This window comes from Gordonia sp. 852002-50816_SCH5313054-c (genome assembly GCF_001665925.1).
Lineage (GTDB): Bacteria > Actinomycetota > Actinomycetes > Mycobacteriales > Mycobacteriaceae > Gordonia > Gordonia jacobaea.
On sequence record NZ_LZTE01000034.1, the window covers coordinates 422,514 to 435,827 of the forward strand.

At 65.9% G+C, this 13,314-nt stretch carries 11 protein-coding genes; 9 read left to right on the top strand and 2 right to left on the bottom strand.

Translation table 11 applies throughout. The features are described from left to right. Positions 1-25 precede the first annotated feature (25 nt). The 9 genes from uvrC to ppc all read left to right on the top strand — a co-directional run bounded on the left by uvrC (position 26) and on the right by ppc (position 11,614). Entirely contained in the window at positions 26-2,074 is a 2,049-nt protein-coding gene (gene uvrC, locus A5788_RS08010; protein WP_064864401.1) for an excinuclease ABC subunit UvrC, read from the top strand. Continuing rightward, positions 2,067-2,969: an RNase adapter RapZ gene (gene rapZ / locus A5788_RS08015; protein ID WP_064864403.1), complete on the top strand. Its 903-nt coding sequence runs from the start codon at positions 2,067-2,069 to the stop codon at positions 2,967-2,969. The genes uvrC and rapZ overlap by 8 nt, the downstream gene beginning before the upstream one ends. Beyond that, positions 2,966-3,976, top strand: coding sequence for a gluconeogenesis factor YvcK family protein (locus A5788_RS08020; protein WP_064870779.1), 1,011 nt, complete (start codon positions 2,966-2,968; stop codon positions 3,974-3,976). The genes rapZ and A5788_RS08020 overlap by 4 nt, the downstream gene beginning before the upstream one ends. Positions 3,977-4,084: 108 nt before the next feature. Beyond that, entirely contained in the window at positions 4,085-5,062 is a 978-nt protein-coding gene (gene whiA / locus A5788_RS08025) for a DNA-binding protein WhiA (RefSeq protein WP_039854557.1), read from the top strand. 140 nt (positions 5,063-5,202) lie between these two features. Continuing rightward, positions 5,203-6,225 carry a type I glyceraldehyde-3-phosphate dehydrogenase gene (gap, locus tag A5788_RS08030; protein WP_005202735.1) on the top strand — a complete coding sequence of 341 codons (1,023 nt, stop codon included), beginning with the start codon at positions 5,203-5,205 and terminating at the stop codon, positions 6,223-6,225. Next, positions 6,225-7,436, top strand: a complete 1,212-nt coding sequence (locus tag A5788_RS08035; RefSeq protein ID WP_005202736.1) for a phosphoglycerate kinase — start codon at positions 6,225-6,227, stop codon at positions 7,434-7,436. Before gap ends, A5788_RS08035 begins: the two co-directional genes overlap by 1 nt. After that, on the top strand, positions 7,436-8,224 hold the full coding sequence (gene tpiA, locus A5788_RS08040; RefSeq protein WP_005202739.1) for a triose-phosphate isomerase: 789 nt from the start codon (positions 7,436-7,438) through the stop codon (positions 8,222-8,224). Before A5788_RS08035 ends, tpiA begins: the two co-directional genes overlap by 1 nt. Positions 8,225-8,373: 149 nt before the next feature. Continuing rightward, positions 8,374-8,607 (top strand): preprotein translocase subunit SecG, encoded by a 234-nt coding sequence (secG, locus tag A5788_RS08045; RefSeq protein WP_005202741.1) that lies wholly within the window; start codon positions 8,374-8,376, stop codon positions 8,605-8,607. Between the two features lie 172 nt (positions 8,608-8,779). Next, positions 8,780-11,614, top strand: a complete 2,835-nt coding sequence (gene ppc, locus A5788_RS08050) for a phosphoenolpyruvate carboxylase (protein ID WP_005202743.1) — start codon at positions 8,780-8,782, stop codon at positions 11,612-11,614. Between the two features lie 33 nt (positions 11,615-11,647). On the opposite strand, the gene pgl is transcribed toward ppc, so the two are convergent. Both pgl and A5788_RS08060 read right to left on the bottom strand, forming a co-directional pair. Continuing rightward, on the bottom strand, positions 11,648-12,400 hold the full coding sequence (gene pgl, locus A5788_RS08055) for a 6-phosphogluconolactonase (RefSeq protein ID WP_005202746.1): 753 nt from the start codon (positions 12,398-12,400) through the stop codon (positions 11,648-11,650). Beyond that, entirely contained in the window at positions 12,397-13,314 is a 918-nt protein-coding gene (locus A5788_RS08060) for a glucose-6-phosphate dehydrogenase assembly protein OpcA (RefSeq protein ID WP_005202747.1), read from the bottom strand. The genes pgl and A5788_RS08060 overlap by 4 nt, the downstream gene beginning before the upstream one ends.

Consider the following 13,314-nt stretch of genomic DNA (forward strand, 5'->3'; position numbering starts at 1 on the left):
GGTGCCGCGTACTAGCCTGGAATCCGTGGCAGACCCGACTACCTACCGTCCCGCACCGGGGACGATTCCGACCGACCCCGGGGTCTACCGTTTCCGCGATGCACATGGCCGCGTCATCTACGTCGGCAAGGCCAAGAACCTCCGCTCGCGTCTGACGTCGTACTTCGTCGACGTCGCGTCGCTGCATCCACGTACGCGCCGGATGGTCACCACCGCGGCGTCGGTCGAATGGACGGTCGTCGGCACCGAGGTCGAGGCGCTTCAGCTCGAGTACAACTGGATCAAGGAATTCGATCCTCGGTTCAATGTCCGCTATCGCGACGACAAGACCTACCCGATGCTCGCGGTCACCATGAACGAGGAGTATCCGCGGCTGTTCGTCTACCGGGGTCCACGTAAGAAGGGCGTCCGGTACTTCGGTCCCTACTCCCACGCCTGGGCGATCCGCGAGACCGTCGACCTCCTCACCCGCGTCTTCCCGGCCAGAACCTGCTCGGCAGGCGTGTTCAAACGCCACCGCCAGATCGATCGTCCGTGTCTGCTCGGCTACATCGACAAGTGCGCTGCACCGTGCATCGGTCGTGTGAGTGCCGACGAGCACCGTGCAATCGTCAACGACTTCTGCGACTTCCTCGCCGGACGTACCGACCAGATGATTCGACGCCTCGAACGCGAGATGAACACGGCGGCAGAGCAACTCGACTTCGAACGTGCGGCACGGCTGCGCGACGACGTCGGTGCGATGCGACGCGCGATGGAGAAACAAGCCGTTGTGCTCGGTGACGGCACCGACGCCGACGTCGTCGCGATGGTCGGCGACGACCTCGAGGTCTCCGTGCAGATCTTTCACGTCCGCGACGGTCGTGTGCGCGGGCAGCGAGGGTGGGTCGTCGAGAAACCCGACGACGAGTCACCCGCCGAGCAGGTCGCGCAGTTCCTCACACAGTTCTACGGTCGGCAGGACGATCTCGACGGCAGCGAGGCGATCCCGCGAGAAGTACTGGTCCCGGAGCTGCCACCAGACGAGGAGCAACTCACCGCGTGGCTGTCGGGGTTGCGCGGGTCGAAGGTCAGTCTGCGCGTGCCGCAGCGTGGCGACAAGCGCGCACTCTTCGAGACCGTCGAGCGCAATGCGGGCGAGGCGCTCGCCCAGCACAAGCTCAGGCGCGCAGGCGATCTCACCACCAGGTCGGCCGCGCTGACCGAACTACAGGAAGCGCTCGGACTCGACCAGGCACCCTTGCGCATCGAATGCGTCGACATCTCGCACGTCCAGGGAACCGATGTCGTCGCATCGCTCGTCGTGTTCGAGGACGGACTGCCCCGCAAGTCCGACTACCGGCACTACTCGATTCGGCAGGCGGCAGGCGACGGACACTCCGACGACGTGGCATCCATCGCGGAGGTGACCCGCAGGCGGTTTCTGCGGCACCGCGCCGACCAGGACGCCGCCGCGGCGGCCGCGGTGCAGGTGACATCCGGCGAGATCTCCGCGCGTGCGGTCGATTCCGCGCCACCGCCGCCGAAGAAGTTCGCGTATCCGCCCAACTTGTACGTCGTCGACGGCGGCGCGCCTCAGGTCCACGCGGCGGCAGCCGTTCTCGACGAACTCGGCGTCAACGACGTCTCCGTCATCGGCCTCGCCAAGCGTCTCGAAGAGGTGTGGGTGCCCGGCGACGACGACCCGGTCATCCTGCCGCGCAACAGCGAGGCGCTGTTCCTGCTGCAACGCGTACGCGACGAAGCTCACCGGTTCGCGATCACCTTCCACCGCAGCAAGCGCAGCAAACGAATGACCGAATCGGTACTCGACGGCGTCGCCGGTCTCGGGCGCGCACGCCGCACCGCCCTGGTCACCCACTTCGGTTCGGTTGCCCGACTGCGCGAGGCGTCGATCGACGAGATCGCACAGGTTCCCGGCATCGGTGAGGCGACGGCGCGCGCTGTCCACGACGCGCTGGAACCCGTCAACGCGGGCGCTCCGGCCCAGAGTGGTGTTTCAGATCAGAACGGTGTGTCAGATCAGAACGGTGTCCCAAGTGTTCCAACCCAGACGGGAGCAGAGAGTGGCTGAGATCGCCGACGACGATCAACTCGTCGTGCTGTTTGTGGCAGGCATGTCGGGTGCGGGCCGATCGACCGTCGCCAACATCCTGGAGGACGACGGTTGGTACGTCGCCGACAACGTCCCCGCCCCGTTGCTCTCGACGCTGGTCGAGACCGTGCGCGAGTCCGACCCGCCGGTCACCCGGCTGGCGGTGGTGCTGCGGGCTTCCGATCCGTCGATCGGTGCGCAGTTGGAGTCCCTGCGCACCGAACTCGAACTCGCGGGGATCGCCACCAAGGTGTTGTTTCTCGATGCGACCGATTCCGTCCTGGTTCGCAGATTCGAGCAGGTTCGTCGTCGACATCCGTTGCAGGGCAAGGAAACTCTCGTCGAAGGTATCGCTCGCGAGCGTGTCATCCTCGCCCCGATCAAGAACTCCGCCGACCTTGTCGTCGAGACGTCGTCGTTGACGGTGTCGAAGCTGCGTGAGCTCGTCGAAGAGGTTTATCCGCACGACGGCGAGCCACGACTGTCCGTCGCGGTGCAGTCGTTCGGGTTCAAGTACGGGTTGCCCATCGACTCCGACATGGTGGCCGACGTCCGATTCCTGCCCAACCCCTACTGGGTGTCGGAACTGCGCGAGAAGAACGGACGCGACGCACCGGTTCGCGACTACGTGCTCGGGCACGACGAAGCGGGGCATTTCCTCGATCTCTACACCGACCTTGTCGGTGTCGTCGGAAAGGGCTATCTACGCGAGGGTAAGCGCTACATGACGATCAGCGTCGGCTGCACCGGCGGCAAGCATCGCAGTGTCGCGATCGCCGAGGAACTCGCGTCGCGGTTGAAAGCTGCGGGAGACGACGCCGGTTCGACGCGATACGACGTGCGTGTGATGCACCGCGATCTGGGGCGCGAATGAGCAGCCCGGACCGCATCGTCGCGCTCGGTGGAGGCCACGGCCTGTACGCGACGTTGACGGCGATGAGGTACCTCAGCCCGAACGTCACGGCGGTGGTGACGGTTGCCGACGACGGTGGTTCGTCCGGCAGGCTCCGAAGCGAACTCGACATCATCCCTCCCGGCGATCTGCGGATGGCGATGGTCGCGCTGATGAGCGCACCCGCCGCGCTCGACGATCGAGGCGACAACCCCGAACCGGGCGCGATGGAACGCTCGCGTCACGAACTGTGGGCACGCACGCTGCAGCATCGTTTTGGTGGATACGGCGCACTCGCAGGGCATCCCGTCGGCAACCTGCTCCTCGCGGGCCTGTCCGGGGTTCTCGGCGACCCGGTCGCGGCCCTCGATGAATTGGGCAGACTTTTCGACGTCGACGGCCGGGTGCTTCCGATGTCGACCGGGCCGTTGGAGATCGAAGCGGATGTGTCCGGTCTCGAATCCGATCCACGGATCAGTCGGGTCATCCGGGGACAGGTCGCGGTCGCGACGACGCCGGGCAAGGTGCGTCGCGTGCGTCTGCTGCCGCCCGACCCGCCTGCCTGTGACGATGCTCTCGACGCCATCGCCGCTGCCGACCTCGTCGTACTGGGACCCGGCTCGTGGTTCTCGAGCGTCATCCCACACGTGCTCGTGCCCGCGCAGCGAAAGGCGTTGCGGCAGAGCGCAGCCCGCAAGATGCTGTTCGTCAATCTGGCGCCCGAACCAGGGGAGACGCCGGGCTTCTCGGTCGAGCGTCACCTCCATGTCCTGCACGCGCACGACGACACGTTGTCGATCGACGACGTCGTCGTCGACTCGGCATCTGTACCGTCGGGTGCCGAGCGTGATCACCTGGTGCGGGCGGCGAAGAATTTCGGCGCACAACTGCGCGTCGGGGATCTGGCCGTCCCCGGTCAGCATGTGCACGACCCCGTCAAGGTTGCGTCGCTGGTGAAGCAACTGTGCGAAGGTGAAGGCACCGACTAGGCTGGGTCCATTGTCTGAGGCGCGGACGTTGCGAGACTCGGGTGTCTGAAGTATCGCCCGAGCGAGGGGTGTGGGAACCAGGTGACAGGAGGCAAGGGACCGGTGGCAATGACCGCGGCCGTGAAGGACGAGTTGAGCCGGCTCACGGTGACACAGGTGAGTTGCCGCAAGGCCGAGGTGTCTGCGCTGTTGAGGTTCGCAGGGGGCCTGCACATCGTCGCGGGTCGCGTGGTGGTCGAGGCCGAAGTCGACATGGGCAATGTTGCGCGCCGCCTTAGGCGCGACATCCACGACCTCTACGGCTATGCCTCAGAAGTCCACGTGCTCCGTAGCGGGGGCATCCGCAAGAGCGCTCGCTACATCGTGCGGGTCACCAAGGACGGCGAGGGACTCGCGCGTCAGACCGGCCTTCTCGACCTGCGTGGCCGCCCGGTCCGCGGACTGCCCGCGCAGGTGGTCGGTGGCAGCGTCGCCGACGCCGAAGCCGCTTGGCGCGGAGCATTTCTCGCGCACGGATCACTCACCGAACCCGGTCGTTCGTCGGCCCTCGAGGTCAGTTGTCCCGGGCCGGAAGCGGCCCTCGCGCTCGTCGGCGCCGCGCGTCGGCTCGGTGTGTCGGCCAAGGCTCGCGAGGTGCGCGGTGCCGACCGCGTGGTGATCCGCGACGGCGAGGCCATCGGTGCGCTGCTCACCCGCATGGGCGCACATGACACGCGATTGGTGTGGGAGGAACGACGGATGCGACGCGAGGTGCGCGCGACCGCGAACCGCCTCGCGAACTTCGACGACGCCAACCTGCGACGGTCCGCGCGTGCCGCCGTCGCCGCGGCCGCTCGTGTCGAACGGGCATTGGAGATCCTCGGCGACGAAGTCCCCGATCACCTCATCGCGGCAGGGCAACTGCGTGTCACGCACAGGCAGGCGTCGCTGGAGGAGCTCGGTCAACTCGCCGATCCGCCGATGACCAAGGACGCCGTTGCGGGACGGATCCGACGCCTGTTGTCGATGGCCGACAAGAAGGCTCGCACCGAGGGGATTCCCGATACCGAGTCGGCGGTCACGTCGGATCTTCTCGACGACGCCTGACGCTAGCGACCCTAATGGGTGCCGGAGGTGTTCGAGACCACTAGGCTGGACGGTGACTGGGTTCGCGGAGGCGCTTTGGCTCCGCCCCATGACCCGGGCCGTGAGGCCCGAGACCGATGAAACCGCTTAAGGAGCACACAGTGACTGTTCGGGTAGGCGTCAACGGATTCGGCCGAATCGGCCGCAATTTCTTCCGTGCCGTTGAGGCACAAAAGAAGCTGGGCCAGACCGACATCGAGATCGTCGCGGTCAACGACCTGGCCGACAACAAGTCCCTCGCACACCTGCTGAAGTTCGACTCCGTCGGCGGCATCCTCGACGAGGACGTGTCGCTCGAGGGTGAGGACACCATCGTCGTCGGCAACCAGAAGATCAAGGCGCTCGAGGTCCGCGAGGGTCCGGCAGCGCTTCCGTGGGGCGATCTCGGCGTCGACGTCGTCGTCGAATCGACGGGCATCTTCACCAACGCGGAGAAGGCGAAGGGACACCTCGAAGCCGGCGCGAAGAAGGTCGTCATCTCGGCACCCGCGACCGGTGAGGACATCACCATCGTCATGGGCGTCAACGACGACAAGTACGACGGCAGCCAGAACATCATCTCCAACGCGTCGTGCACCACCAACTGCCTCGGCCCGTTCGCGAAGGTGATCAACGACGAGTTCGGCATCATCAAGGGCCTGATGACCACGGTCCACGCCTACACCGCAGACCAGAACCTGCAGGACGGTCCGCACAAGGACCTGCGTCGCGCACGCGCGGCGGCGATCAACATCGTGCCGACCTCGACCGGTGCCGCCAAGGCCATCGGACTCGTGCTCCCCGAGTTGAAGGGCAAGCTCGACGGCTTCGCGCTGCGTGTGCCGATCCCGACCGGCTCGATCACCGACCTCACCGTCGAACTCGAGAAGGGCGTGTCGGTCGACGAGATCAACGCCGCGATGAAGGCTGCCGCCGACGGACCGCTCAAGGGCATCCTGCGTTACTACGACGCACCGATCGTCTCCTCGGACATCGTGGGCGACCCGCACTCGTCGATCTTCGACGCGGGCCTGACCAAGGTCATCGAGGGCAACCTCGCCAAGGTCAGCTCCTGGTACGACAACGAGTGGGGCTACTCCAACCGTCTCGTCGACCTCTCCGATCTGGTGGGTAAGTCGCTGTAATGAGTGTGAAGACTCTGAAAGACCTTCTGGCCGAAGGCGTTTCAGGGCGCGCGGTGCTGGTCCGGTCGGATTTCAACGTTCCGCTCGACGGAACGAAGATCACCGATCCGGGCCGCATCATCGCGTCGCTGCCGACGCTCAACGCACTGATCGACGCGGGCGCCAAGGTTGTCATCGCCGCCCACCTCGGTCGTCCCAAGGGCGAACCGGACCCGAAGTACTCGTTGGCGCCGGTCGCAGAGCGCCTCGGTGAAGAACTCGGACGCAACGTCCAGCTCGCCGCCGACGTCGTCGGACCCGATGCGCTCGCGCGCGCCGAGGGATTGACCGACGGCGACGTGCTGCTGCTCGAGAATGTTCGATTCGATGCCCGCGAGACGTCGAAGGTCAATGCCGAGCGCGAGTCGATGGCCGCCCAGCTCGCCGAGCTCGTGGGCGACGACGGCGCGTTCGTCTCCGATGGTTTCGGTGTGGTCCACCGCAAGCAGGCGTCGGTGTACGACGTCGCCAAGCTGCTGCCGCACTACGCGGGTCAGCTCGTCGAGCGTGAGGTCGACGTGTTGACGACGCTGACGACCGATCCGGCGCGGCCCTATGCCGTCGTGCTCGGTGGCTCGAAGGTGTCGGACAAGCTCGGCGTGATCGAATCGCTGGCCCCCAAGGTCGACACCCTGGTCATCGGCGGCGGTATGGCGTTCACTTTCCTTGCCGCGCAAGGACATTCGGTCGGTAAGTCGCTGCTGCAGGAAGATCAGATCGACGTCTGCAAAGACCTGCTCGACCGGTTCGCCGACGTCATCCACCTTCCGGTCGACGTCGTCGTCGGCGACAAGTTCGCCGCCGATGCCGAGTCCGACACCGTCTCGGTCGAGGACATCCCCGACGAGTGGATGGGCCTCGACATCGGGCCTGAGTCGGTCAACCGCTTCGCCGCGGTGCTGACCGGGGCCAAGACCATCTTCTGGAACGGCCCGATGGGCGTGTTCGAGTTCCCGAAGTTCGCCGCGGGCACCAAGGGTGTGGCCGAGGCGATCATCACCGCGACCAACAACGGCGCGTTCAGCGTCGTCGGCGGTGGCGACTCGGCTGCTGCCGTGCGCACGCTCGGGCTGCCGGAAGAGGGCTTCTCGCACATCTCGACGGGTGGCGGCGCGTCGTTGGAGTTCCTCGAAGGCAAGGAGCTTCCGGGTCTGAAGGTGCTGGAGGACTGATGGCTGCTCGTAAACCGCTCATCGCGGGCAACTGGAAGATGAATCTCAACCATCTCGAGGCGATCGCCCTGGTGCAGAAGATCGCGTTCGCGCTGCCGGCGAAGTACTTCGAGAAGGTCGACGTGACGGTGATCCCACCGTTCACCGACATCCGCAGCGTGCAGACCGTCGTCGACGGCGACAAGTTGCTGCTCACCTACGGTGCGCAGGATCTGTCTGAGCACGATTCGGGTGCCTACACCGGCGAGATCAGCGGAGCGTTCCTCGCGAAGCTCGGCTGCACCTTCGTCATCGTCGGGCACTCCGAGCGTCGGACCCTGCACGGTGAGACCGACGAGGTGGTGTTGGCCAAGACCAAGGCGGCGCTGCGTCACGGGCTGACCCCCATCGTGTGCATCGGCGAGCACCTCGACGTCCGTGAGGCCGGAAACCAGGTCTCGCACAACGTCGAACAGCTCAAGGCGTCGTTGGCAGGTCTCTCGGCCGAGGAGATCGGCAAGGTCGTCGTCGCCTACGAACCGGTCTGGGCGATCGGCACCGGCCGTGTTGCCAGTGCGCAGGACGCCCAAGAGGTGTGTGGCGCGGTTCGCGGTGCGCTTGCGGAACTGGCCGACGAGGCCACCGCGGCGACGGTCCGTGTGCTCTACGGCGGCTCCGTCAACGCCAAGAATGTCGGCGACCTCGGGGCACAGCCCGACGTCGACGGCGCACTTGTCGGCGGTGCATCGCTGAAGGCCGACGATTTCGCAACGCTCTCGGCCATCGCGGCAGGTGGTCCACTGCCCTGAGGGGTGGTGCCCACACGCCGTGGGTCGCTCGCGGGGTCATAGCTCCCGACGCGTAGACTGTGGCAGGTTGGTTTCGTCATGCGCGCTCATGTGTGCAACGAGGCCAACCTGCCCTCTGCCGTACACGACGAAACAGGAATGCTCACCGGATGAAGCTCGCGCTCGAAATCGGTCTGATCGTGACCAGTGTTCTGCTGGTCGTCCTCGTGCTGCTGCATCGCGGCAAGGGCGGTGGCCTGTCCTCGCTGTTCGGCGGCGGCGTGCAGTCGAGTCTGTCGGGTTCGAGCGTTGTCGAGCGCAATCTCGACCGGTTGACGGTCTTCGTCGGCCTGGTGTGGTTCATCCTCATCATCGGCGTCGAACTCGACATCAAGTACTCCTGACCAAGATCACGTACTTCTGACACTTTCAGCACGGGGGCCGCGCACAGTGCGCGGCCCCCGTGCTGTGTCTGCCCAAGTTGTGCTGTCGGCCCCTTCTTGTGCTGTGTCTGGTCTGTCGTGTTCGGTTCGCGTCGAGATGCCCCGTTCGCTGAATACCTGAATACTTGAGGACATGACCTCAACCGATCCGTCCCACGGTGCCCCGGCCTGGCGTCCATCGACGTCCATCGATGATCTGATCTCCGTTGACGACGAGGGGCGAGCCCTCACCGAACCGTTGCGTGAGGACATCCGGTTGCTCGGCGGCCTACTCGGCGATGCGATCAGAGAGCACGCGGGTGACGAGGTCTTCGATCTGGTCGAAGCTGCGCGCGTCGCTGCTTTCCGAATCCGACGTGCGGAGATCGACCGCGACGAGCTCGCCGACATGTTCACCGATCTCGACATCGACACCGCGATGCCGGTCATCCGTGCATTCGGCAACTTCGCGCTGTTGGCGAATCTCGCCGAGGACATCCACCGCGAGCGTCGTCGTGCCATTCACGTGCGCGCGGGCGATCCTCCGCAGGACAGCAGCCTCGCCGCCACCTACGCGAAGCTCGCGGCCGCCGACCTGTCCGACGCCCAGGTGGGAGCGGCGCTCGCCGACGCGACGGTCGTCCCGGTGATCACCGCCCATCCGACCGAGACCCGACGCCGCACGGTCTTCGACGCGCAGAACCGCATCACCGAGCTCATGCGCTTTCGCGGACGCACCAACCTCACCTCCGACGAGGACGCCGAGGTCATCGAGGCGATCGAGCGCCAGATCCTGACACTGTGGCAGACGGCACTCATCCGTCTCGAACGTCTCACCATCCAGGACGAGATCCGGTCCGGCCTCCGCTACTACGACGCCTCGTTCTTCGACGTCGTACCGAAGATCAACACGTCGGTGCGGTCGACACTGCAGGCGGCGTACCCCGACGCCGGCCTGTCCGACGAGCCGATCCTGCGGATGGGTTCGTGGATCGGCGGCGACCGTGACGGCAACCCGTATGTGACCGGCGATGTGGTCGCGTTGGCGACGTCCCTCGCGGCGCGCACCGCGATCGGACACCACCTGTCCGAACTTCGGCTGCTCCGTCAGGAGCTGAGCATGTCGGCGCGGTTGATCGAAACCAGCGGGCGGCTCGTCCAACTCGCGGGTGTCGACGCAGACGACCCGGCGACCGACGAGCCATTCCGGTTGGCACTCAAGCACATTCGTGCGCGACTCGTCGCGACGGCTGAAGCGTTGTTCGGCCCGGACGTGCTGCAGAAGGAGGATCTCGACCTCATCGACGGCAAGCCGCCGTATGCCGATTCGGCCGAACTCCTCGCCGATCTCGACGTCGTCGACGAAGCGCTCCGCGAGAATCGTGATGAGGCCATCGCCGACGATCGGCTGCTGCGCCTGCGTGAGGGCGTCCGGACGTTCGGATTCAATCTGTCGGGTCTGGACATGCGGCAGAACTCCGACATGCACGAAGAGGTCATCGCCGAGCTGCTGGCGTGGGCGGGCGCCACACCCGACTACTTGTCGTTGTCCGAGGAGGATCGCGTTGCGGTGCTGTCGGCGGAGCTGCAGGCCCGCCGTCCGCTCACCAGGCCCGATTCGGACCTCTCGGAGCTCGCACGCAAGGAACTCGACATCGTTCGCGCTGCTGCCGCCGCCGTCGCGGCATTCGGCCCGCAGTCCGTACCGAACTACGTCATCTCCATGTGTACGTCGGTCAGCGACATGTTGGAGCCGATGATCCTCCTCAAAGAAGCAGGCCTCATCGACATCGACGACGACGGCAAGCTGGTCTCGACGGTGCGGATCGTCCCGCTGTTCGAGACGATCGAAGATCTCCAGCAGGGCGCCGAAACGCTGCTCGCTGCGCTCGATTTGCCGTTCTACCGCGATCTCGTCGATTCGCAGGCCGGGATGCAGGAGGTCATGCTCGGATACTCGGATTCGAACAAGGACGGCGGGTACATGGCCGCCAACTGGGCGCTCTATCGCGGTGAGCTCGACCTCGTCGAGGCGGCCAAGAAGGCGGGTATCCGCCTGCGTCTGTTCCACGGTCGCGGTGGCACGGTCGGTCGCGGTGGCGGCCCGAGCTACGACGCGATCCTGGCCCAACCGCCGGGGGCGGTGCAGGGTTCGCTGCGTATCACCGAGCAGGGCGAGATCATCGCGGCCAAGTACGCGGAACCCGTTGTCGCCGAACGCAATCTGGAAACGCTACTCGCGGCAACCATCGAGTCGTCGTTGCTCGACGTCGAGGGTCTCGGTGATGAATCGGAACAGGCGTACCAGAATATGGACGAGGTAGCGGCCCTTGCCCGTGCCGCGTACTCGAAGCTCGTGCACGAGACGTCCGGGTTCGTCGAGTACTTCACCACGTCGACACCGCTGTCGGAAATCGGCGCACTCAACATCGGCAGCAGGCCCGCGTCGCGCAAGCAGACCGAGAAGATCTCGGACCTGCGCGCCATTCCGTGGGTGCTGTCGTGGACGCAGTCCCGTGTGATGCTGCCGGGGTGGTACGGCACCGGCACGGCCTTCGAGCAGTGGGTCGGCGACGACCCGCAGCGACTCGAGACCCTCCATCGGTACTACGAGAAGTGGCCGTTCTTCCGCACGGTGATGTCGAACATGGCGCAGGTGCTCGCCAAGTCGGACATGGGTCTCGCGCACCGGTACGCCCAGCTCGTTCCGGATGAAGCGTTGCGCGACAAGGTATTCGGGATGATCGTCGACGAGCACGAGCGCACCCTCGCGATGTACGCGAAGATCACCGGCACCGATGATCTTCTCGCCGACAACGCCGCACTGAAGCGTTCGGTGTACAACCGATTCCCGTATCTCGAGCCGTTGAATCTGCTGCAGGTGGAACTGCTGCGGCGGTTCCGTGCAGGCGACGACAGCCCGCGGGTCCGACGTGGCATCCAGCTCACGATGAACGGTCTGGCGACGGCGCTGCGTAACAGCGGCTAGCGCGGCCGACGGCAGCCGCCGCCGACCGGGGAACTATACCGAGAGTTTTCCGGCGGCGGCGTCGTCGAGGAACCACACGGTCTCCGACGTTCCGTGCGCACCCGCACACGGCCAGTCGTCGCGCGACGCCCCCGAATGTGCGGCGGCCACAGCGTCGGCCTTGTCGGCGCCGGACACCAGGAACCACACCGCCGACGACCGATTCAGCGCGGGGAAGGTCAACGTGATCCGACGCGGCGGTGGCTTCGGCGAGTTCTCGACCGGAACAACTGTCCGCACGTTCTCTGCGGTCGCGTCGGTGTGGGGGAAGAGCGAGTTGATGTGACCTTCGCCGCCCATCCCGAGTAGGTGCAGATCGAACGCTGGGGAGATGCCGTTATCCGCGTTGGCCGCGAGGACGGCCGCGTAATCCTGTGCGGCAGCCTCGATGTCGTCGCCGAACGGTCCGTCCGACGCCGCCACCGGATGCACTCGGGCCGGGTCGACCGGCACATGCGCGAGAAGGGCCTCGGTGGCCTGTCCGACGTTGCGTTCGGGGTCGTCGTTCGGAACGAAACGTTCGTCACCCCAGTAGAAGTCGATCCGCGACCAGTCCAGCGGGCTCGTGTCGACCTCGCCTCCCGGTGCCAGAGCGCGCAGAATGCCGATCCCGTTGCTTCCTCCGGTCAGCACCACCGACGCGACGCCACGCTCCTTCTGCGCACGTGACACTATGTCGACGAATCGTGCTGCCGCCGTGGTGGTCAGCATGTCGCGGTCGTCGAACACGAGGGTTTCCGTCGTCATACCGGCGCTCCCTGTGCCTGTAGCTCCACCGCGCCGCGCAGGGCGAGTTCGTACATGTCATCGGTGTCGAGTCGGCGTAATTCCTCTGCCAGGCAGATCGGCAGGTCGCGGTGCATCATCGCCACACGGCCGTCGGGTTTGCCCGGGGCACTCAGTACGGCGTTGCCGTTCTGGTCGATCGACATGACCGTGGTGCCCTCGTCACGGTGAAGACGTACCTCGAAGCTGCCGATGTACCGCCGTGTCGGAACGCCGAGCGTCGAAAGAAGCCATCCCGCAAGCAGATCGACGCTCGGGGAGGTCGCGGGTCCGGTCACCTCCGCAGCAGTGATGGGGGTGTGCGGAGGCCGCTCGACAGCCGACGCGAGCAGGGCTCGCCACCCGGTGATCTGCGTCCACGCGAGGTCGGTGTCGCCGGGAGCGTACGTGGCCAACCTGCGTTCGAGGACCGTCTCCGGGTTCGCCGACTTCGTCGCGTCGAGAATCCGCCGACGCCCGATCTTGCCCATCGTGTCCTTGGCGGGATCCTCGGGCGCGGCACCGGGCCACCACGTCACGATGGGGGTATCGGGCAGCAGGAACGGCGTCACGACGCTGCGTGGATGATTCGCCAGCTCACCGTGAAGCGTCAGGAGCACGACCTCCGACGCACCCGCATCACCACCGACACGGATCTCCGCGTCGAGTCGTGACTGTTCGCCGCGCGGATCGCACGAGATCACGATCACCCGGCTCGGGTGTTCGCTACTGGCACCGATGGCCGCTTCAATGGCCGCCTCGGTCGGTTCGCCGTGTTCGGCGACGACCACCAGGGTCAGCACGCGTCCGAGGCTGATGGCGCCTCCGGACTCGCGGACCATGACGATCTTCTTGGCGACCTCGTTGGTCGTCGTGTCGGGCAGGGTGACGATCAT

Bases quoted from the DNA above. Each gene is read 5' to 3' on its own strand.
- A5788_RS08020 (WP_064870779.1), top strand. From the start codon at position 2,966: ATGAGCAGCCCGGACCGCATCGTCGCGCTCGGTGGAGGCCACGGCCTG.
- whiA (WP_039854557.1), top strand. From the start codon at position 4,085: ATGACCGCGGCCGTGAAGGACGAGTTGAGCCGGCTCACGGTGACACAG.
- A5788_RS08035 (WP_005202736.1), top strand. From the start codon at position 6,225: ATGAGTGTGAAGACTCTGAAAGACCTTCTGGCCGAAGGCGTTTCAGGG.
- tpiA (WP_005202739.1), top strand. From the start codon at position 7,436: ATGGCTGCTCGTAAACCGCTCATCGCGGGCAACTGGAAGATGAATCTC.
- secG (WP_005202741.1), top strand. From the start codon at position 8,374: ATGAAGCTCGCGCTCGAAATCGGTCTGATCGTGACCAGTGTTCTGCTG.
- ppc (WP_005202743.1), top strand. From the start codon at position 8,780: ATGACCTCAACCGATCCGTCCCACGGTGCCCCGGCCTGGCGTCCATCG.
- pgl (WP_005202746.1), bottom strand. From the start codon at position 12,400: ATGACGACGGAAACCCTCGTGTTCGACGACCGCGACATGCTGACCACC.
- A5788_RS08060 (WP_005202747.1), bottom strand. From the start codon at position 13,314: ATGATCGTCACCCTGCCCGACACGACGACCAACGAGGTCGCCAAGAAG.